This is a genomic window from Pseudomonas sp. LPH60 (genome assembly GCF_030718165.1).
GTDB classification, from domain to species: domain Bacteria; phylum Pseudomonadota; class Gammaproteobacteria; order Pseudomonadales; family Pseudomonadaceae; genus Aquipseudomonas; species Aquipseudomonas danubii.
In genome coordinates this window covers 988,702-1,005,819 of the sequence record NZ_JAVAJH010000002.1, presented here as the reverse complement: position 1 = coordinate 1,005,819, position 17,118 = coordinate 988,702, and the positions used below count along the sequence as shown (strand labels likewise).

General features: G+C 65.9%; 17 protein-coding genes. 12 read left to right on the top strand and 5 right to left on the bottom strand.

Annotated features, from left to right (window positions below; genetic code table 11):
* Positions 1-283 precede the first annotated feature (283 nt).
* The 9 genes from Q8O96_RS10265 (at position 284) to Q8O96_RS10225 (ending at position 7,921) form a co-directional block, all read left to right on the top strand.
* Positions 284-1,507 (top strand): PepSY domain-containing protein, encoded by a 1,224-nt coding sequence (locus Q8O96_RS10265; RefSeq protein ID WP_305948745.1) that lies wholly within the window; start codon positions 284-286, stop codon positions 1,505-1,507.
* Positions 1,504-2,043: a thiamine pyrophosphate-binding protein gene (locus tag Q8O96_RS10260; RefSeq protein ID WP_305948744.1), complete on the top strand. Its 540-nt coding sequence runs from the start codon at positions 1,504-1,506 to the stop codon at positions 2,041-2,043. Before Q8O96_RS10265 ends, Q8O96_RS10260 begins: the two co-directional genes overlap by 4 nt.
* On the top strand, positions 2,043-2,381 hold the full coding sequence (locus Q8O96_RS10255) for a hypothetical protein (protein WP_102860965.1): 339 nt from the start codon (positions 2,043-2,045) through the stop codon (positions 2,379-2,381). The genes Q8O96_RS10260 and Q8O96_RS10255 overlap by 1 nt, the downstream gene beginning before the upstream one ends.
* Positions 2,378-2,950: a DUF6162 family protein gene (locus tag Q8O96_RS10250; protein WP_305948743.1), complete on the top strand. Its 573-nt coding sequence runs from the start codon at positions 2,378-2,380 to the stop codon at positions 2,948-2,950. Before Q8O96_RS10255 ends, Q8O96_RS10250 begins: the two co-directional genes overlap by 4 nt.
* A 35-nt stretch (positions 2,951-2,985) precedes the next feature.
* On the top strand, positions 2,986-3,915 hold the full coding sequence (locus Q8O96_RS10245) for a metal ABC transporter substrate-binding protein (RefSeq protein WP_102860964.1): 930 nt from the start codon (positions 2,986-2,988) through the stop codon (positions 3,913-3,915).
* Positions 3,912-4,655 (top strand): metal ABC transporter ATP-binding protein, encoded by a 744-nt coding sequence (locus tag Q8O96_RS10240; protein ID WP_305948742.1) that lies wholly within the window; start codon positions 3,912-3,914, stop codon positions 4,653-4,655. Before Q8O96_RS10245 ends, Q8O96_RS10240 begins: the two co-directional genes overlap by 4 nt.
* A 13-nt stretch (positions 4,656-4,668) precedes the next feature.
* Positions 4,669-5,568, top strand: coding sequence for a metal ABC transporter permease (locus tag Q8O96_RS10235; RefSeq protein WP_115580605.1), 900 nt, complete (start codon positions 4,669-4,671; stop codon positions 5,566-5,568).
* Complete coding sequence (locus Q8O96_RS10230; protein ID WP_305948741.1) at positions 5,569-6,552, top strand: metal ABC transporter solute-binding protein, Zn/Mn family; 984 nt, start codon at positions 5,569-5,571, stop codon at positions 6,550-6,552.
* A gap of 541 nt (positions 6,553-7,093) precedes the next feature.
* A complete protein-coding gene (locus Q8O96_RS10225; protein WP_207166321.1) occupies positions 7,094-7,921 on the top strand; it encodes a bifunctional 2-polyprenyl-6-hydroxyphenol methylase/3-demethylubiquinol 3-O-methyltransferase UbiG in 828 nt (275 codons plus the stop codon).
* Between the two features lie 562 nt (positions 7,922-8,483).
* Here the strand turns inward: Q8O96_RS10225 and Q8O96_RS10220 are convergent.
* From Q8O96_RS10220 to Q8O96_RS10205, 4 genes are all read right to left on the bottom strand, one after another.
* A complete protein-coding gene (locus Q8O96_RS10220) occupies positions 8,484-8,708 on the bottom strand; it encodes an MbtH family protein (protein ID WP_016965112.1) in 225 nt (74 codons plus the stop codon).
* Positions 8,709-8,790: 82 nt separating this feature from the next.
* Entirely contained in the window at positions 8,791-10,203 is a 1,413-nt protein-coding gene (locus tag Q8O96_RS10215; protein WP_305948740.1) for an aspartate aminotransferase family protein, read from the bottom strand.
* A gap of 327 nt (positions 10,204-10,530) precedes the next feature.
* The gene (locus Q8O96_RS10210; RefSeq protein ID WP_060840356.1) at positions 10,531-11,856 is read right to left on the bottom strand and encodes an ATP-binding protein; all 1,326 of its coding nucleotides are present in this window, start codon (positions 11,854-11,856) and stop codon (positions 10,531-10,533) included.
* The gene (locus tag Q8O96_RS10205) at positions 11,857-12,534 is read right to left on the bottom strand and encodes a response regulator (RefSeq protein WP_016965114.1); all 678 of its coding nucleotides are present in this window, start codon (positions 12,532-12,534) and stop codon (positions 11,857-11,859) included. It abuts the gene before it with no gap.
* Between the two features lie 154 nt (positions 12,535-12,688).
* Between Q8O96_RS10205 and dsbD the strand changes: the two genes are divergently transcribed.
* From dsbD to dsbG, 3 genes are read left to right on the top strand one after another with little or no spacing between them, the layout of a single operon-like run.
* Positions 12,689-14,440, top strand: a complete 1,752-nt coding sequence (gene dsbD / locus Q8O96_RS10200) for a protein-disulfide reductase DsbD (protein WP_305948739.1) — start codon at positions 12,689-12,691, stop codon at positions 14,438-14,440.
* A complete protein-coding gene (locus Q8O96_RS10195) occupies positions 14,440-15,303 on the top strand; it encodes a TlpA disulfide reductase family protein (RefSeq protein WP_115580610.1) in 864 nt (287 codons plus the stop codon). The genes dsbD and Q8O96_RS10195 overlap by 1 nt, the downstream gene beginning before the upstream one ends.
* Positions 15,279-16,046 carry a thiol:disulfide interchange protein DsbG gene (dsbG, locus tag Q8O96_RS10190; protein WP_102860955.1) on the top strand — a complete coding sequence of 256 codons (768 nt, stop codon included), beginning with the start codon at positions 15,279-15,281 and terminating at the stop codon, positions 16,044-16,046. Before Q8O96_RS10195 ends, dsbG begins: the two co-directional genes overlap by 25 nt.
* Before the next feature lie 229 nt (positions 16,047-16,275).
* On the opposite strand, the gene Q8O96_RS10185 is transcribed toward dsbG, so the two are convergent.
* The gene (locus Q8O96_RS10185; protein WP_305948738.1) at positions 16,276-17,088 is read right to left on the bottom strand and encodes an alpha/beta fold hydrolase; all 813 of its coding nucleotides are present in this window, start codon (positions 17,086-17,088) and stop codon (positions 16,276-16,278) included.
* Positions 17,089-17,118: the final 30 nt, after the last annotated feature.

Sequence of the window (17,118 nt, the reverse complement as noted above, 5' to 3'; positions counted from 1 at the left end):
CGGCGAAGGTGATCTCAGGCTCCCCTTCGCTGGCCAGCCAGCGCCTACACCGATCAGCCGCCCCTGATGCACAAACCCAAAGCCCAGGAAAAAACCCATTTTTACGGGGCTTCCCTGGCTTCGTAACATTTACTTTCATATCGCCTTTCAGGATTTACGATTCTCATTCGTCTTAATTAGATGCAGCAGGCCGCGTTGGCCAAGGCTATGCCCGGCACCTTTGCGCCGGGCTCGGCCCAGGGTTCCAGTGCCGCTCCATTCCTCGAATCAAGACGCCCACTCCATGTCGAAGAAGTCCCGTTCAAAAATCTGGTTTCTGGTGCACAGCTGGCTGGCCCTGCCCATCTGGTTCTTTGTGCTGATCGTCTGTGTCACCGGCACCCTGGCGGTGGTCAGCCAGGAGATCGTATGGCTGGCCAATCCGGATATCCGAGCCAGTAAACCCAGCGATGATGCCCAGCCGCTCAATTACGACCAGATCGTGGCGGCCATCAAGCAGGCCGCCCCCAGCACCCGCATCGATACCATCGTGACCCCGGACGAAAGCCATTTCGCCCTGAGTGTCAGCGTCAGCTACCCGGACGGCCGGTCCCCAACGCTGTACGTCAACCCCTACACCGGGGCGATCCAGGGCACCAGCCCAGTGTTCGACTTCCAGGGCTTCACCCGGGCCCTGCATGGCTGGTGGCTGGTGCCCTTCACCAACGGCTACAGCTGGGGTTGGTACCTGGTGTCGTTCCTCGGCCTGCCGCTGCTGATTTCGTTGATCACCGGGCTGGTGGTCTACAAGAAGTTCTGGAAGGGCTTTCTCAAGCCGACCCTGCGCCTGCGCCATGGGGCACGGATCTTCTGGGGCGACTTCCACCGCCTGAGCGGCATCTGGTCCATCTGGTTTATCACGGTGATCTCGATCACCGGCATCTGGTTCCTGATCGAGGCCGTGCTCGCCGACAACCACATCAGCATTTCCAGCCAACCCATTGTTCCGGTCATCGCCCGGGAGCAGGTGCCGACCACCACCGATGGCAGCCCCGCGCCGATGATCGGCCTGGACCAGGCCATCGGCATCGCCACCCAGAAGATCCCCGGTTTCGACATCAGCTTCGTCAGCCTGCCAAGCAATGCCTACAGCCACCTGTACGTAGGCGGTCGTGGCTGGTACCCGCTGATGTACCAGACCGCCAACATCAACCCCTACACCGGCTCCCTGGACACCTCTCACCTGCTGGGGGACCGCAACACCCTGGAGTTCGTCACCGAGTCCATGCGCCCGCTGCACACCGGAGATTTTGGCGGGATCTGGGTCAAGCTGATCTGGTTCTTCTTCGGCCTGGTGCTGAGCATGATGGTCCTCAGCGGGCTGTTGATCTGGACCAAGCGCACCGCCCTGGCCACCGCCAACGCCCTCAAGCGTGAGGAGAAGGCCGCCCGGGCGCGTCCCGCGAGCAAACCCGTGCCGACGCCCACCCCGGCCATGAGCATCGAAACTTCGGAGAGCCACCCGTGAGCCAGACCCACAGCGCAACCGCGCCTTCGCAGCTGAGCCGGCTTTGGCATAAATGGCGCTTTCACCTGAACATCCTGCTGTTGCTGATCCCCCTGGGCTTCATGCCCAAGTACCTCGCCGATGCCTCGTTGTTTCGCGGCGACAGCGGCCTGGGGGAACGGGAGATCGGTGACATCCAGGTCGGCCCCTGGAGCCTGCGTCTGGCCGAGATGCGCAACGAAGCGCCCCGCAGCGATGGCCCCGCCGGCTACCTGAAAAGCTTCAACGCCGCCCTGTGCCAGGCCTGCATCGAACCGGTCAAGGCGACCTACCTGCGCATCGGCAAACCCCGCAGCCTGCGGGCCGCCGGGGTGATCTTCTTCGGCAGCCCGTACCGCATGGGGGCCAGCCTGCCGATTCCGGAAAAGACCAAAGCCGACGCTGAGCTGTGGATCACCCTGGAAGGCTGGGACGGCAGCATGCACCAGGCATCCATTCCCCTGAGCCAGGCATCCCCCGCCACCGTGGCCTGGCTCGAAAAACAAGGAGGCAAATGATGATTCGCGCAGTATCCACCCGGCGCCTCGGCGCCGCTGCCCTGTTGCTGCTGGGCGCAGCCTTCAGCCACAGCGCCCTGGCCCACAACCCGATGTGCGAATGCAAGGCCATCGACGCCGAGCAGATCCGCTGCACCGGCGGTTTTTCCGACGGCAGCGGCGCGCCGGGAGTGACCCTGGACGTGATCGGCTACGACGAAACCATCCTCGTGCCGGGCAAGCTCGGCAGTGATTCGACCCTGACCTTCAAGAAGCCTTCCAGCGAGTTCTACGTGCTGTTCGATGCAGGCCCCGGCCACGTGGTCGAGATCGACCAAGCGGATATCGAGACCCCATGACTCCTGCCACCACCCAGGTCGTGCGCCCCGCCGGCGCCGGTCACGAAACCCTCTACGTCCTGTTGCTGTGCCTGCTGATTCTGTGTGTCGCCGGCAGCGTGGTGCTGTGGCGCGGCGAAACAGTCGAAACCGCCAGCGTCGCCAGCCACCAGCTCGACGCCCGCCGCGATCTGAGCGCCGGCGAACAGGGCATCTACGCCGACCTGCGAGTGACCCTCGACGAGATCCATCTGCTGCAGGCCGAAAGCCAGACGCTGCCGAGCCCGGAGCAACTGGCCGAGGAAGGCTTCGCCCCCTTCGCCCAGGACGCCAGCTCGGTGAGTCGCGGCGGCCATGCCTGGCAATTGAAGGACCAGGCCTACCTGGGCCTGAGCCAGAACCCGCAAGTGGCCGGCTCCTTCCTGATGCGCCTGGACACCGAGAATCAGGCCAAGGTGGACATCTGGCTCAACCGCGCCCCATCCGTCGCCGTGCCGGTCGATCTCAGCGACGCGACGCTGGCCGCCGCCGGCTGGCAACAGGTGGTCGCGCAATTCGATGCCGGGGTAACTCGCCAGCATCGTCACTGATCTTTTTGCATTCACCCGAGAGAAGAACGCTAGCCATGCCCATTTCATCGCAACGCCGCCCATTCCTGCGGGTGCTGCTGGTCAGCCTGCTGGCCCTGGTGCTCAGCCCCCTGGTCAGCGCCGACCCGGCCAAGCGCCTGCGCATCGGTATCACCCTGCACCCTTATTACAGCTACGTAGCGAACATTGTCGGCGACAAGGCCGAGGTGGTGCCGCTGATTCCCGCCGGCTTCAACCCCCACGCCTACGAGCCCCGGGCCGAGGACATCAAGCGCATCGGCAGCCTGGACGTGATCGTGCTCAACGGCGTGGGCCACGATGACTTCGCCGACCGCATGATCGCCGCCAGCGAGCGCCCGGACATCCCGGTGATCGAAGCCAACGAGAACGTGCCGCTGCTGGCCGCCACCGGCGTCGCCGCCCGGGGCGCCGGCAAAGTGGTCAACCCGCACACCTTCCTGTCCATCAGCGCCTCCATCGCCCAGGTCAACAACATCGCCCGGGAGCTGGGCAAGATGGACCCGGCCAACGCCAAGACCTACACCCAGAACGCTCGGGCCTACGGCAAGCGCCTGCGGCAGATGCGCGCCGACGCCCTGGCCAAGCTGACCCAGGCGCCCAACGCCGACCTGCGGGTGGCCACGGTACACGCGGCCTACGACTACCTGCTGCGTGAGTTCGGCCTGCAAGTCACCGCGGTGGTGGAACCGGCCCACGGCATCGAGCCCAGCCCCAGCCAGTTGAAGAAGACCATCGACCAACTGCGGGAACTGGACGTCAAGGTGATCTTCTCGGAGATGGACTTCCCCTCCACCTACGTCGAGACCATCCAGCGCGAATCCGGGGTCAAGCTCTACCCGCTGTCGCACATTTCCTACGGCGACTACAGCGCCGACAAATACGAGAAGGAAATGAAAGGCAACCTCGACACCGTGGTCCGGGCCATCCAGGAGGCCGGGGCATGACCGCCATCGAAACCCTGCTGCGCGGCCCGGCCATCGAGTTCGACCAGGTCAGCCTGACCCTGGGCCGCACCACCATCCTCGACCGCGTGACCTTCCAGGTGCAGCCCGGCAGCGTGCACGCACTGGTGGGCCCCAACGGCGGCGGCAAGAGTTCGCTGATCAAGACCCTGCTGGGGCAGATGCCGCACCAGGGCCAACTGCGCCTGCAATGGCCCGGCGCCCCCGGCACCATCGGCTACGTGCCCCAGGCCCTGGAGTTCGACCGTGGCCTGCCGATGACCGTGGACGATTTCATGGCCGCCATGTGCCAGCGGCGCCCGGCCTTCCTTGGCCTGAGCCGGCATTACGCCCAGGCAATTGGCGAAGCCCTGGAACGGGTCGGCATGCAGGACAAGCGCAAACGGCGCATGGGCGCCCTGTCCGGGGGTGAACACCAGCGCGTGCTGCTGGCCCAGGGCCTGATCCCGGCCCCGCAACTGCTGGTGCTGGACGAACCGATGTCGGCCCTGGACGAAGCCGGGATCCAGGTCTTCGAACGCCTGCTCCACGACTGGCGCCAGAGCGGCATCACCCTGCTGTGGATCGAGCACGACCTTGAGGCGGTGGGTCGCCTGGCGGACCGAGTCACCGGCCTCAACCGCCGGGTGCTGTTCGACGGTCCGGCGCAACAGACCCTGACCCCGGAGCGCCTGCTCAGTCTGTTCTCCACCCATCCACGAGCCGGCGCTGCCGTTGTCTGAGGAGTACCGCCTGATGACTTATGAAACTTTTCGCCTGATGGTCCAGGGCTGGGCCTCGGCCGGCTACCTGCCCGAAGCCCTGGCCTACGGCTTTGTGGTCAATGCGCTGCTGGCCGGCCTGCTGATCGGCCCGGTGCTCGGCGGCCTGGGCACGCTGGTGGTGGTCAAGCGCTTCGCCTTCTTCTCTGAAGCCGTGGGCCATGCGGCGCTGACCGGTGTGGCCATCGGTATCCTGCTGGGCGAACCCTACACCGGCCCCTACGGCAGCCTGTTCGGCTATTGCCTGCTGTTCGGCATCCTCCTCAACTACCTGCGCAACCGCACCGGGCTGGCTCCGGACACCCTGATCGGGGTGTTTCTCTCGGTGTCCCTGGCCCTGGGCGCCAGCCTGCTGCTGATCCTGGCCGGCAAGATCAACGTGCACATCCTGGAAAACGTGCTGTTCGGCTCGGTGCTCACGGTCAACGGTAACGACCTCTTGGTGCTGTTGATCGTCGGCGCCCTGGTGCTGGGCCTGAGCCTGCCGCTGTACAACCGCATCATGCTGGCCAGCTTCAACCCGCAGCTGGCGGCCGTGCGCGGAGTGGCGGTGAAGACCCTGGACTACCTGTTCGTGATCCTGGTGACCCTGATCACCGTGGCCGCGGTCAAGGTCATCGGCGCCATCCTGGTGGGCGCGCTGCTGGTGATTCCGGCCGCAGCGGCCCGCCTGCTCAGCCAGTCGCTCAAGGGCTTTTTCTGGATCTCGGTGAGCATCGCCACCGTCAGCACCCTGTGCGGCATCTTGCTGCCCATCGTCTTCGACCTGCCGGTGCCCTCCGGCGCGGCCATCATCCTGGTGGCCGGCGTGGCCTTCGCCCTGGCTGCCATCGCCCGCGGCACCGTCCCCAGCCTGAAAGGGAATATCGGATAAATGCACAGTTCACTGCGTCACTTGTCACTGCCTCAACTGAGCCTGGCCCTGATCCTCGGCGGCCTGATCAGCAGCCCGGCCCTGGCCGAGCGCGACCACTTCGAACCGATGCGCGTGGTGGCCAGCCACGGCATGGGCAATACCGCGCTGCACAGCGCCGCCTCGCAAAAACCGCTGACGGTGCTGGCCTCGCTGCCAGTGACCTTCGGCCTGGGGCAGATCCTGCTGCAGGGCACCCACGTCAAGTTGGAACGGGCGGCCCCGGCCAATCTTCCCGGCTCGCGGCAGACCGCCTATTTCACCGGGCGCGGTGCCCCGGCTCTGAGCAAGCTGGCGCTGGATGCCGACGCGGTGATCGGTCTGCGCTCGATCTGGCCGGACGACCCGCTGTACCCCAACGCCCGGCGCAGCAATATCCGCATCGTCGAGATCGATGCCGCCCGCCCGGTGGATGGCGCCCTGCCCGGGGTGGCCCTGCAACCGGGCAAGAGCGACGGGCTCAACGCCCAGCCCTGGCTGTCCAGCAACAACCTGGGGCGCATGGCGGATGTGCTCGCCGCCGACCTGGCACGCCTGACCCCCGAAGCCAAGCCGCAGATCGAGCGCAACCTGGCGGGAATCAAACAACGCCTGCTCAAACTCAGCGCCGACAGCGAAGCGCGCCTGGCCGAGGCCGACAACCTCAGCGTGCTGAGCCTCTCCGAGCACTTTGGCTATCTGGTCAGCGGCCTGAACCTGGAGCTGGTGGAAGTCGACGCCCGCGCCGACAACGAATGGACGCCCGAAGCCTTGCAGAAGCTGCAAGCCCGGCTCAAGGACAACGACGTGGCCCTGGTCCTGCACCACCGCCAGCCGTCCGAGGCACTGAAAGCCGCCATCAGCGCCGGTGGCAGCCAGTTGCTGGTCCTTGAAACCGACGGCGCCGACCCGCTCGACGAACTGGAAGGCAACCTGCAGAAAGTCACCCAGGCCCTGGCCTTGTAGCCGCTGCCGCAGGCTGCGAAGGCCTGGGCGGTACTCCTGCGCAGGGACGCGGTGTTCGACAGACAATCGCCAAGCAAGGTCCTGCGGACCTTTGCGCAGCTTCGCCATGGCTCAGCAGCGGCTACAGCACCCATCTCGATCCGGACTTTTGTAGCCGCTGCCGCAGGCTGCGAGCGGCCTGGGCGGTACTCCTGCGCAGGGACGCGGTGCTCGACAGACAATCGCCAAGCAAGGTCCTGCGGACCTTTGCGCAGCTTCGCCATGGCTCAGCAGCGGCTACAGCACCCATCTCGATCCGGAATTTTGTAGCCGCTGCCGCAGGCTGCGAAGGCCTGGGCGGCACTCCGGCGCAGGGACGCGGCGCTCGACAGACAATCGCCAAGCAAGGTCCTGCGGACCTTTGCGCAGCTTCGCCATGGCTCAGCAGCGGCTACAGTCGGGGTCAGGGGAACGGTGCCGCTTACATATTTGCTCAAGATTGCGGTCATTTCCCGGTGCTAGTCTGCGCGTCGCAACAATGCCCAGACAGGAAGACCAGGCCATGAGCGAATACCTGACACTCAATAAGACCAATTGGGACGAACGCGCGCCCTTGCACGCCGCCTCGGCAGACTACGCGGTGCAGCGCTTTGTCGATGACCCGCAGTTTCTCTCCGACGTGGTGCAGTTCGACCGTCCTCTCTTGGGCGACATCCAGGGCCTGCGCGGCGTGCATCTGCAATGCCATATCGGCACCGACACCCTGTCCCTGGCCCGCCTTGGCGCGCAGATGAGCGGGTTGGATTTTTCCTCGGCGTCCCTGGCTGAAGCCCGGACCCTGGCCCAGCGCTGCCATACGCCCATCGACTACCACGAGTCGGACGTGTTCCTGGCCGCCGAGGTGCTGCCCAAGGGCAGCTTCGATCTGGTCTACACCGGCATCGGCGCGCTGTGCTGGCTGCCGAGCATCGAGCGCTGGGCACAGACCGTCGGCGCCCTGCTCAAGCCCGGTGGCCGGCTGTTTATCCGCGAGGGGCATCCAATGCTCTGGGCCCTGGATGAGGGTCACAGCGACTCGCTGCAAGTGGCGTTTCCCTACTTCGAACGCAGCGAGCCGCTGGTCTGGGACGATGACGCCACGTACGTGGAAACCGACAGCAGCCTCAAGGCCACGGTGACCCACGAGTGGAATCACGGCCTGGGGGAAATCATCAGCGCCTTGCTGGCCCAAGGCCTGGAAATCACCGGGCTGGTGGAACACCAGAGCATTCCCTGGGAGGCCCTGCCCGGGCAGATGGTGGTGGATGAACGCGGCGAATGGCGACTCAAGGAAGCGCCATGGCGCCTGCCACTGAGCTACACCCTGCAAGCCGTCAAGCGCCTGGCCTGATCGCCCGGCATGAAAAACCACCAAGCTCAAGACGCCAGCGCCTTTGTAGCCGCTGCCGCAGGCTGCGAACGGCTCCGCAGGAGGCGCTGCTCTTGAGATCGCTGAAGGGCCTGCGGCCCTTGGCGCAGCTTCGCCGTGGCTCAGCAGCGGCTACACAACAATCTCGATCCGGTTTTTTGTAGCCGCTGCCGCAGGCTGCGAACGGCTCCGCAGGAGGCGCTGCTCTTGAGAACGCTGAAGGGCCTGCGGTCCTTTGCGCAGCTTCGCCGTGGCTCAGCAGCGGCTACACAACAATCTCGATCCGGTTTTTTGTAGCCGCTGCCGCAGGCTGCGAACGACTCCACAGGAGGCGCTGCTCTTGAGAACGCAAAAGGGCCTGCGGTCCTTGGCGCAGCTTCGCCGTGGCTCAGCAGCGGCTACACAACAATCTCGATCCGGTTTTTGTAGCCGCTGCCGCAGGCTGCGAACGACTCCGCAGGAGGCGCTGCTTTTGAGAACGCAAAAGGGCCTGCGGCCCTTTGCGCAGCTTCGCAGGCTCAGCAGCGGCTACAGGCCTTGCAGATCAGCCGGCCACGGCCTGCTGGTCCATCTTCTGGCGCAGGCTCAGGGGCCGCATGTCGGTCCAGACTTCTTCGATGTAGGCCAGGCACTCTTTCTTGAAGCCGCTCTTGCCCACAGTGCGCCAGCCCTGGGGCACGGCCTTGTAGTCGGGCCAGATCGAGTATTGCTCTTCGTGGTTGACCACCACCTGGAACAGGATGTCCTCACGGTCGAATACTGAAGTCATTGCTTGTCTCCGTCGTTAATAAGGTGTGCCGCGCCCCAGGCGTGGCAGTTGTGTAGAAGGAACGAACCAGGGCCGAGAAAAATTAGAGGCTGGCCACCGCGGCAGCCACTGCCTTGCTGAAGATGTCCGCCACCTGATCGATCTGCGCCGCGCTGATGATCAGCGGCGGCAGGAAGCGCACCACGCTGCCATGGCGCCCGCCCAGTTCGAGGATCAGGCCGCGCTTGAGGCATTCACGCTGCACCAGCGGCGCCAGGCGCAAATGTTGCGGCGGATGGCCCTGGGCATCCGGGGCGCCGGCCGGGTCCACCAGCTCGACGCCAAGCATCAGGCCACGGCCACGGACATCCCCCAGTTGCGGGAAGTCCCACTGCAGGATCAGCAGGTGCTCGCGCAAGCGCTCGCCCATGGCCGCCGCGTGCTCGGGCAGACGGTGCTGCTTGAGGTAGCGCATCACCGCGGAACCGGTGGCCATGGCCATCTGATTGCCGCGGAAGGTCCCGGCGTGTGCCCCCGGCTGCCAGGTGTCGAGCCAGTCGCGATAGACCATCACCGCCAGCGGCAGGCTGCCGCCGATGGCCTTGGACATCACCACCACATCCGGAATGATCCCGGCGTGCTCGAAGGCGAACATCTTGCCGGTGCGACCGAAGCCGCTCTGGATTTCATCGACGATCAGCGCCACCCCGGCCTGCTCGGTGATGCGCCGCAACCCTCGCAGCCAGTCCAGGTCCGCCGGGATCACCCCGCCCTCGCCCTGCACCGCCTCGACGATGACCGCCGCCGGCAGGGCCACGCCCGCTTCAGGATCGCTCAGCAGGTTTTCCAGGTAATGCAGGTTGACCTTGACCCCCTCGGCGCCCCCCAGTCCGAACGGGCAGCGGTAGTCATAGGGAAAGGGCAGGAACTGCACACCGTTGTTCAAGAGTCCCGCCAACGCACGCTTGGGCCCCAGGCTGCCCATCAGGCTCAGCGCGCCCTGGCTCATGCCGTGGTACCCGCCCTGGAACGACAGCACGGTGCTGCGTCCGGTGGCGGTGCGCACCAGCTTCAGCGCGGCTTCCACGGCATCAGTGCCGGTGGGGCCGCAGAACTGGATCTTGGCTTCGGCGGCCAGGGCCTCGGGCAACAGGCCGAACAGGTCCTGGACGAACTGGTCCTTGACCGGGGTGGTCAGGTCCAGGGTCAACAGCGGCAGTTCATCGGCCAGCACCTGCTGGATCGCGGCGATCACCTCCGGGTGGTTGTGGCCCAGGGCCAGGGTCCCGGCCCCGGCCAGGCAATCGATGAAACGCCGGCCTTCGACATCCTCGACATGAATGCCACTGGCCCGCTTCAGGGCCAGGGGAATGCGCCGCGGATAGCTGCGGGCATTGGATTCCTGACGGCTCTGACGGGCCAGCAGGGGCGACTCCTCGAACTGGTAAAGCGCCTCGGCCGGGGCGGGAGCAAGGCCCACCGGCTGATCGTCCATAAGGCTGGTAACGGCTGACATGTCTCGAACCCTCGCGCTGCAATTTGAGCAAAACGACCACCGGCCGGATGCGCAGCCCAAGCGCGGGTGCGCACTGACAGGTTTTCCTGTTCTAAAAACGCATCAGCGCGGTCGGGATTTACACCCCAGGACGAGGAAATTGCATATACCGCCCCGTAGGAGCCAACTTGCTGGCGAAGGCGATCTCAGGGGCCTCTTCGCTGGCAAGCCAGCTCCTGCGGCGGGCAGGCGGAACGTACAAGGCCCTGTAGGAGTCCGCTTGCTGGCGAAGGCGGTTTCAAGGACCCCTTCGCTGGCAAGCCAGCGCCTGCGGCGGGCGGTGATGGGTCAGGCGGGGTGGGCAGGCAGGGTCAGTTCGACCCGCAGGCCGTCAGGACGGCTGTCGAAGTTCAGCTCGCAGCCGCAGCGCTGGACGATGGCCTGGACAATCGCCAGGCCCAGTCCGCACCCCGTGCTCTGGCTGTTGCGCCAGAAGCGCTGGGTCAGGTGCTGCAGGTCTTCCTGGGCAATCCCCGGGCCATGGTCACGCACCTGGAAACGCAGGCGACCGGCCACCAGCTCCAGGTTCAACTCCACCGGGCAGTCTTGCGGGGTGTGGCGCAGGGCGTTGTCCAACAGGTTGCGCAAGGCGGCAATCGCCAGGGTCGAGGGCATGGCCACCGGGGCCTCGGCGGCGTGCTCTCCCAGGTGCACCTTGACCCGCTGCCGGGCGCCCACGGCGGCATCCTGGATTGCCAGGCGAACCACTTGCTCGGCATTGCAGTGCACGCCGTCATCGAACGACAGGCTGCCCTCGACCCGAGCCAGCAACAGCAGTTGCTCCAGGGTCCGGTGCAGGCGGTCGGCGCCCTCCTCGGCCCGGGCCAGGGATTGATCCCGGGCCGCGCCGTCGGTCATGCGCGCCACCTGCAGGTGAGTCTTGATCGCGGTCAGCGGGCTGCGCAGCTCATGGGCGGCGTCGCCGGTCAGCCGGCGTTCGCGTTCGATGGTCTTGGCGATGCGCTGGAACAGCTGGTTCTGGGTGTCCACCAGCGGCCGCAATTCGCTGGGCATGGGCTGGATCTGCAACGGCTCCAGGGAGTCGGCGCTGCGGCGCATCAGCGCGTCGCGAATCCGGTTCAACGGCGCCAGGCTCTGGCCGATGCCCAGCCACAACAGCCACAGGCAACCCAGCAGGGCCACCCCCACCGGCACCGAAGCGGCCAGCAGCACCGACATGTTCAGGGCCTCGCGCTCCACCTGGCGGTCGGCGGTGGTAATGCGCAGATCGCCGCGCACCAGGGTGAAGGTGCGCCAGGGCGCGCCGTCGATCATCTGGTCGTGAAAGCCCAGCTTCTCGGCTTCCAGGGTGTGTTCAGGCGTGCTGTGGCTGCGGGCCAGGACCTGCCCGCGCAGGGAGCTGACCTGACAGGCCATGCCCCCGGGAATGGTCAAGGCCGCGCTGGCAATGGGATGGGCGTGGGTGTCGGAAGGCAACGCCGGCATCTGTTCCAGCAGGCCGGCCACCATGCGCGCCGACGCCACCAGGCGTTGGTCCAGGGAGAACATCATCTGATTGCGCAGATCGCTGAGCATCCAGGCCGCGGCCAGGGTCCAGATCAGAATGAAGGCGGCGCCCAGGGTCACGCTCAGGCGCAGGCGCAGGCTCCTCACTTAGGACTTCTCCTGGCCATCGGCCGGCCCCAGGCGATAGCCCAGGCCGCGCACCGTCTCGACGATGCCGTTGCCCAGTTTGCGTCGCAGGTGGTGGATGTGCACGTTGAGGGCGTTGCTTTCCAGCTCATCGTTGAACCCGTAGACGCTGTCCTTGAGCTGTTCGCTGGACAGCACCCGGCCGCGGTTGTGCAGCAGGGCCTGGAGCAGCGCCTGTTCGCGCCGGGACAGGTCCACCGGCTCGCCGCCCAGGCGGGTTTCCCGGGTGCTGGGGTCGTAGGTCAGGCGTCCGTGTTCGATCAGGTTGACACTGCGCCCCGCCACCCGGCGCAACAGGGTATGCAGACGCGCCGCCAGTTCCCGCAGGTCGAAGGGCTTGAGCAGGTAATCGTCGGCCCCGGCCTGCAGGCCGTCGACCCGATCGGTCACCGAGTCGCGGGCGGTGAGGATCAGCACCGGAATCTCCAGGCCCTGCTGGCGCTGTTGCTTGAGCAACTTCAAACCATCTTCATCCGGCAGGCCCAAGTCCAGTACCATCACGTCGAAATCGGCCACGCCGAGCATGGCCCGCGCCGCCGAGGCAGAGGCCACATGCTCGACCGTCAGGCCCTGGGCCGTGAGGCCGGCGACTATTCCGCTGGCAATCAGCTCATCATCTTCACAGACAAGTACGTGCATGGTCGGTCCTGTAACAAAGGCGTTGATTAGACAGGCGGCGGATTAAGCGGACATTATGCCCGCCACTGCCGTGCAACAACCCAAGTATGGTTAATCATCGGTTAATCAGGACCCGCCATTGTGCATCCCACTTGCACCGGTTTAAGGCTTGACCATGCGTCGATTGCTCATTTTGCTGTTTATGCTGTTCACCACCCTGGCAGAAGCCAGCAACAATCCGTTCGAGGTCAAGCCCGACTTCCTGCCGGTGGACAAGGCCTTCACCTTCACCTCCGAGCGCCTGCCTTCTGGGGAAACCCAGCTGTTCTGGCAGATTGCCGACGGCTACTACCTGTACCAGAAACGCCTGAAGTTCGACGGCCTGGCCCAGGACCATCAGCCGGCCCTACCGGACGGCGAACACCACAGCGACGAGTTCTTCGGCGAACAGACGGTGTATCGCCAGGGCCTGGAAGTGAAGCTGCCGGCAGCCGCCAGCGGCAAGGTCAAGCTGGGCTGGCAGGGCTGCGCCGATGCCGGCCTGTGCTACCCGCCACAGACCCTGGAAGTCAACCTGGGGGGCGCCCCCGCTGTTGCCGCCGGCAACAGCGCCGCAACCGGCAACGGCACGGCCCAGGACCAACTGCTGGCCAACGACCTGCAACAAAAATCCTGGGGCCTGGGTCTGCTGGCCTTCTTCGGCTTCGGCCTGCTGCTGGCCTTCGCCCCTTGCTCACTGCCGATGCTGCCGATCCTCGCGGGGATCGTGGTCGGCAGCGGCGCCAGCCCGCGCCGGGGCCTGGCCCTGGCCTCCAGCTACGTGCTGTGCATGGCCCTGGTGTATGCCGGCATGGGGGTGATCGCCGCCCTGCTGGGCAGCAACCTGCAGGCCTGGTTGCAACAGCCCTGGGTGCTGGGCAGCTTCGCCGCGCTGTTCGTGCTGCTGGCGCTGCCGATGTTCGGCTTCTTTGAACTGCAAATGCCGGCGTTTCTGCGCGACCGCCTGGAGGGCGCCAGCCGCCAGCGCCAGGGCGGCAGCCTGATCGGCTGTGGCGCTCTCGGCGCGCTGTCGGCGCTGTTGGTGGGTCCGTGCATGACCGCGCCCCTGGCCGGTGGCCTGCTGTACATCGCCCAGACCGGCAACGCCCTGTTTGGCGGCCTGGCGCTGTTCGCCCTGGGCCTGGGCATCGGCCTGCCGCTGCTGTTGCTGGTGACCCTGGGCAACCGCTTCCTGCCCAAGCCGGGGCCCTGGATGAACCTGCTCAAGGGCGTGTTCGGCTTCCTGTTCCTGGGCACCGCTATCTATATGTTGCGCCCGGTGCTCGACACCAGCCTGTGGATCGGTCTGTGGGGCGCCCTGGCCCTGGTACTGGCCTACTGCGCCTGGCAGCAACGGGCCATCGCCGGGCGCCTGCTGCACCTGTTCGGCGCCGCCGCCGTGCTGTTCGGCCTGTGGGGCAGCGTGCTGCTGGTGGGCGCCGCCGGTGGCAGCGATGACCTGTGGCGACCGCTGAAGGTCTACAGCGGTGGCAGCGTGGCCAGCAGCGCCACCGCCCACGATGCCTTCACCACCGTCAAGTCGCCCGCGGAACTGCAACGTGCCCTGGACAGCGCCCAGGCCCAGGGCCAATGGGTGCTGCTGGACTACTACGCCGACTGGTGCGTGTCCTGCAAGATCATGGAGAAAACCGTGTTCGGCCAGCCCCAAGTCCTCGACGCCCTGAAGGACGTGCGCCTGCTGCGCCTGGACGTGACCCTGGACAACGCCGACGGCCGCGAACTGCTGGGCCGCTACAAAGTGCCGGGGCCACCGAGCATGCTGTGGATCGGCCCGGACGGCAGCGAACGCCGCAGCCAGCGCATCACCGGTGAAGTGGATGCCAACACCTTCCTGCAACGCTGGACCCAGACCCGGGAAGCCCGTTGATGCTGACCTTTACCATCGGCACCTTCGCCATCGCCCTCAACCACCTGCTGCTGATCAGTGCCCTGGCCCTGGCCACCCTGGTGGGCTGGCGGGTGGCCAAGCGCGGCGGCGACAACCCGGAATCGGTGCTGTTCATGCTGTTCCTGCTGGGCATGCTCGCGGCGCGGATCTGCTTCGTCATCGCTTACTGGAAGCACTACCAGCACAACCTGTGGCTGATCATCGACCTGCGCGACGGCGGCTTCCTGGCCTGGCCGGGGGTCATCTTCATGCTCCTGGCGGCCCTGGCCTGGGGCTGGAAACGCCCACCGCTGCGCCGCCCGCTGGGCGCCGGTATCGCCAGCGGCCTGGCCTTCTGGCTGCTGGCCAGCCTGTCCCTGACGCTCTACGACCAGGGCACCCGCCTGCCGGAAATGCCCCTGCGCAATGCCACAGGCGACACCGTGCAGCTCACCGACTACCAGGGTGGGCCACTGGTGATCAACCTCTGGGCCACCTGGTGCCCGCCGTGCCGGCGAGAAATGCCGGTCCTGGAGCGCGCCCAGCAGCAACGTCCGGACCTGACCTTCCTGTTCGTCAACCAGGGCGAAAGCATGCAAAGCGTGGCCACCTTCCTCGCCACCCAGGAACTGAACCTGAACAACGTGCTGTTCGACAGCGGCGGCCGCCTGGGCCAGGCCGTGGGCTCCATGGCCCTGCCCACTACACTGTTCTACAGCGCCGACGGCCGCCTGCTGAGCAGTCACCTGGGTGAACTCTCGGAAGCCAGCCTGGCCCGTGCCCTGGAAAACTTCGACGACGCCCATCCGACCCCGGTCGCCCCTGCAAGGAAACTGCCATGCCCTTCATCCGCCACCTGCTGAGCCTGTCCTTGGGCGCAGCCCTGCTCAGCGCGCCGCTGCTGCACGCCGAAGAACTGCCCGCACCGATCCGCAAGATCGAAGAAAAAGGCGCCAAGATCCTCGGCAGCTTCGATGCCCCGGATGGCCTCAAGGGCTACGCCGCGCAGTACCAGAACCGTGGCATGGCCCTGTACCTGACCCCGGACGGCAAGCACGTGCTGCTGGGCAACCTGTACGACGCCGACGGCAAGGACCTCAGCGCCGAGCCGCTGCAGAAACTGGTCTACGCACCGATGGCCAAGGAAGTCTGGAACAACCTGGACAAGAGCAACTGGATCGCCGACGGCAAGGCTGATGCGCCGCGCATCGTCTACCTGTTCAGCGACCCCAACTGCCCCTACTGCAACATGTTCTGGCAACAGGCGCGGCCCTGGGTGAACGCCGGCAAGGTGCAATTGCGGCACATCATGGTGGGCATCATCCGCGAAGACAGCCCGGGCAAATCCGCCGCCCTGCTGGCCGCCAAGGACCCGCAACAGGCCCTGCAGGACCACGAGAAAGCCGGCAAGGCCAGCGCCCTGAAACCCCTGGCGAGCATTCCAGCGGCGGTGCAGGCCAAGCTCGACGCCAACATGAAGCTGATGGAGGAACTGGAGCTGTCGGCGACCCCGGCGATCTTCTACCTCGACGACAAGGGCGAACTGCAACAACAGCAAGGCGCCCCGGCCCCGGGCAAGCTGACGCAGATTTTCGGCCCGAAATAAATCCCCGCCCCTGTAGGAGCCGGCTTGCCGACGAAGGCGTCCTTGCGACGGGCGCCTGGCTTGCGGGCCCCTTCGCTGGCAAGCCAGCTCCTACGACAGCAGGTGAACACCTCGCCATTGTGCAGCCTCTGTAGGAGCCGGCTTGCCGGCGAAAGCGTCCTTGCGATGGGCGCCTGACTTGCAGGCCCCTTCGCTGACAAGCCAGCTCCTGCAACGGAAGAATCGGGCTTCAACCGTGGCGCTGTAAAAACGCCAGCAAGGCCCGGGTCACGAATTCCGGATTCTCACGGTTGGAAATATGCCCGGCCTCGGGCACCAGCTGATAAGGGCAGCCAATGCGCTCGGCCATCTCGATGGTTTCCGCCGGTGGCCGCGGCTGGTCCTGGTCGCCACACAGCAGCAAGGTGTTCGGCCCATCCAGGTGCTGCAACTGCTCCAGCACATCCGCCCGGCTGAAGGTGATGCGCCCCATGGGAATCACGCTCGCGCGCAAACGCTCGGCCGGCAGCGCCGCGAGGCTGGCACGAAAATCCTGATACAGCGCCGACTGCCGATCGATACCCGAGCGGAAGAAGATCGGCACCACGATATCCAGCAGCGCTTCGGCGATCAGGCCGCTGTCCTCGATCTGCTGGAACAGGGAAAAGTAGTATTGCCGGGTCGGCTCCGGCTCGGCCCCCAGGTAGGTGTCCATCAGCACCAGACCGTCGATGCGCTGCGGCGCCGCCAGGGCCAGACGTGCACCCCACATGCCGCCCACCGACAAGCCCACCAACGTCACCCGCTCGATGTGCAAATGATCGAGCAAGGCCAGCATCTGCCGCGCCACATCGTCCAGCGACGCGGTGCCTGCCGGCAGCGCCCCGGACTGGCCATGGCCCCACAGGTCCACCGCAATCACCCGGTACTGCGCCGACAACGCCTCGATCTGCGGCGCCCACATGCTGGTGTCCCACAAATAACTGCCGGCCAGGAACACCACCGGCCCCTGGCCCTGGTCAAGGTAGTGCAACGGTTGTCCATCGATGGTCGCGAAAGGCATCGGCTAGCTCCTGTAGGGAATGACGAAAAA

Bases quoted from the DNA above. Each gene is read 5' to 3' on its own strand.
- Q8O96_RS10265 (WP_305948745.1), top strand. From the start codon at position 284: ATGTCGAAGAAGTCCCGTTCAAAAATCTGGTTTCTGGTGCACAGCTGG.
- Q8O96_RS10255 (WP_102860965.1), top strand. From the start codon at position 2,043: ATGATTCGCGCAGTATCCACCCGGCGCCTCGGCGCCGCTGCCCTGTTG.
- Q8O96_RS10250 (WP_305948743.1), top strand. From the start codon at position 2,378: ATGACTCCTGCCACCACCCAGGTCGTGCGCCCCGCCGGCGCCGGTCAC.
- Q8O96_RS10245 (WP_102860964.1), top strand. From the start codon at position 2,986: ATGCCCATTTCATCGCAACGCCGCCCATTCCTGCGGGTGCTGCTGGTC.
- Q8O96_RS10240 (WP_305948742.1), top strand. From the start codon at position 3,912: ATGACCGCCATCGAAACCCTGCTGCGCGGCCCGGCCATCGAGTTCGAC.
- Q8O96_RS10235 (WP_115580605.1), top strand. From the start codon at position 4,669: ATGACTTATGAAACTTTTCGCCTGATGGTCCAGGGCTGGGCCTCGGCC.
- Q8O96_RS10230 (WP_305948741.1), top strand. From the start codon at position 5,569: ATGCACAGTTCACTGCGTCACTTGTCACTGCCTCAACTGAGCCTGGCC.
- Q8O96_RS10225 (WP_207166321.1), top strand. From the start codon at position 7,094: ATGAGCGAATACCTGACACTCAATAAGACCAATTGGGACGAACGCGCG.
- Q8O96_RS10220 (WP_016965112.1), bottom strand. From the start codon at position 8,708: ATGACTTCAGTATTCGACCGTGAGGACATCCTGTTCCAGGTGGTGGTC.
- Q8O96_RS10215 (WP_305948740.1), bottom strand. From the start codon at position 10,203: ATGTCAGCCGTTACCAGCCTTATGGACGATCAGCCGGTGGGCCTTGCT.
- Q8O96_RS10205 (WP_016965114.1), bottom strand. From the start codon at position 12,534: ATGCACGTACTTGTCTGTGAAGATGATGAGCTGATTGCCAGCGGAATA.
- dsbD (WP_305948739.1), top strand. From the start codon at position 12,689: ATGCGTCGATTGCTCATTTTGCTGTTTATGCTGTTCACCACCCTGGCA.
- Q8O96_RS10195 (WP_115580610.1), top strand. From the start codon at position 14,440: ATGCTGACCTTTACCATCGGCACCTTCGCCATCGCCCTCAACCACCTG.
- dsbG (WP_102860955.1), top strand. From the start codon at position 15,279: ATGCCCTTCATCCGCCACCTGCTGAGCCTGTCCTTGGGCGCAGCCCTG.
- Q8O96_RS10185 (WP_305948738.1), bottom strand. From the start codon at position 17,088: ATGCCTTTCGCGACCATCGATGGACAACCGTTGCACTACCTTGACCAG.